Below are 1571 nucleotides of genomic sequence, written 5' to 3'. Positions count from 1 at the left end.
GTTTTATATGTCTAATATACAAAAAGAATACCCGGTTATAAATTCAATCTATAACCGGGCCATATTTGACATCATTCACCTATTCCCAAATACTGTTTCAATTTCTCAACATACAGTTCTCCAACTTTACTCAATACGGTATTTTTTCTTACAATATATCCGATCTCCATCGTACTGTTTGGATTCTTTTCATCATCACAGAACGGGACCGCAATAAAGTCGCTGCCATTCAGTTCCTCACATATAATTCCGGAACAAAGTGTGTATCCATTCAGTCCAACCATCAGATTCAACATTGTAGCGCGATCATTGGCTTTGATCATCTGAGAATATTCATTAGTAGACAGAATCTCTTCAGCAAAATAAAAGGAACTGTTATCTCCCTGTTCAAAAGCCAGACATGGGTAACCATCTAATTGCTCAAAACGAATAGCCTTCTGTTCTGCCAGAGGATGATTTTTCCAGAGGTATACATAAGCCTGACAATCGATCAGATGATGAAAAATCAGATTTGCAGACTTTAACAGCTTTTCCATGGTTTTACGATTAAAATCACAAAGATACAAAAGTCCGATCTCACTTTTCATCGTACTGACATCACTGATTACCTCTGCCGTCTTCGTTTCTCTGATTGCAAACTCATATTGCGACATATCAAATTCCTTTGCCATATCAACAAATGCTTTTACTGCAAAAGAATAATGCTGCGTAGATACTCCAAACTTCTTTTTAAACGAACTGCCTTTTCCGTACTTTTCCAGAACATTTTCATACTGACCATAGATCTGTCTTGCATACAGCAAAAATTCAGCGCCATCATTCGTCAGAGTAACTCCTCTTCCACTCCTGAAGAACAGCGTAATTCCTAATTCTTTTTCCAGTTCTTTCATGGCACTGGTAAGAGACGGCTGCGATACATACAACAGATCTGCTGCTTTATTCAATGATTTCGTTTCTGCAATTGTAATAAAATAATTCAACTGTATTAATGTCATATCTGATTCCCCATTCTGTTCCGAAGACTATTCATTTGATAATATTGATACTGCTTCTTATCATTCCCATCCAGCAGCTATATGGAACTGTTCCTGCTTTTTCTGGTGTAAACTGAATTATATTATCTCCCGGCTGAAGCTTTATGTCAATTCCATAAGCAGGAATCAATATCTCATTATTACAGCCATTCAGATTTTTCTCTTCTACTATAATTGTCCATTCAACCGGAATCCCCTGACGAACTGTAATTTCCTCATAACCTCCCGGCTGCAGCACCGTTTCAACACGCTGCACTTCATCGTTTACTATCGCATAAGTTCCTTCTGACTTTTTAACAGACGTACCCATTCCAAGAATCGCAGCATTATTCTGAAACATTTGTACGGAAAACACGAAGAACATAGCAATCCCCACCAACATGATTTTTTCTCTCCCCCTTTGCAGGCGTTACATTTTGTTCTTCTTTCTGACCACATCCTGTAATTCCTGTCGTCGCCAGAGATACTCCAATCAACATTAGTAATATTCTTCTATTCATAATACACCTCTTTTATTTACTTATATATATATATATG

The 1571-nt window shown here is 37.4% G+C and carries 3 protein-coding genes; all 3 read right to left on the bottom strand.

Annotation, left to right across the window (positions count from 1 at the left end):
* Positions 1-71: 71 nt before the first annotated feature.
* The 3 genes from JQM82_RS15570 to JQM82_RS15560 are packed head-to-tail and all read right to left on the bottom strand — an operon-like array spanning position 72 to position 1534.
* Positions 72-995, bottom strand: a complete 924-nt coding sequence (locus JQM82_RS15570) for a LysR family transcriptional regulator (RefSeq protein WP_235251326.1) — start codon at positions 993-995, stop codon at positions 72-74.
* Between the two features lie 31 nt (positions 996-1026).
* The gene (locus JQM82_RS15565) at positions 1027-1416 is read right to left on the bottom strand and encodes a hypothetical protein (RefSeq protein WP_235251325.1); all 390 of its coding nucleotides are present in this window, start codon (positions 1414-1416) and stop codon (positions 1027-1029) included.
* Complete coding sequence (locus JQM82_RS15560) at positions 1361-1534, bottom strand: hypothetical protein (protein WP_235251324.1); 174 nt, start codon at positions 1532-1534, stop codon at positions 1361-1363. Before JQM82_RS15560 ends, JQM82_RS15565 begins: the two co-directional genes overlap by 56 nt.
* Positions 1535-1571: the final 37 nt, after the last annotated feature.

This window comes from Faecalicatena contorta (assembly GCF_021531995.1).
In the GTDB taxonomy this organism is placed as follows: Bacteria; Bacillota; Clostridia; order Lachnospirales; family Lachnospiraceae; genus Dorea_A; species Dorea_A contorta_A.
The sequence above is the reverse complement of the archived record's forward strand: the minus strand, read 5'-3'. Positions and strand labels throughout refer to the sequence as shown.

Coding starts and splice junctions, on each gene's coding strand:
- JQM82_RS15570 (WP_235251326.1), bottom strand. CDS start 995: ATGACATTAATACAGTTGAATTATTTTATTACAATTGCAGAAACGAAA.
- JQM82_RS15565 (WP_235251325.1), bottom strand. CDS start 1,416: ATGTTGGTGGGGATTGCTATGTTCTTCGTGTTTTCCGTACAAATGTTT.
- JQM82_RS15560 (WP_235251324.1), bottom strand. CDS start 1,534: ATGAATAGAAGAATATTACTAATGTTGATTGGAGTATCTCTGGCGACG.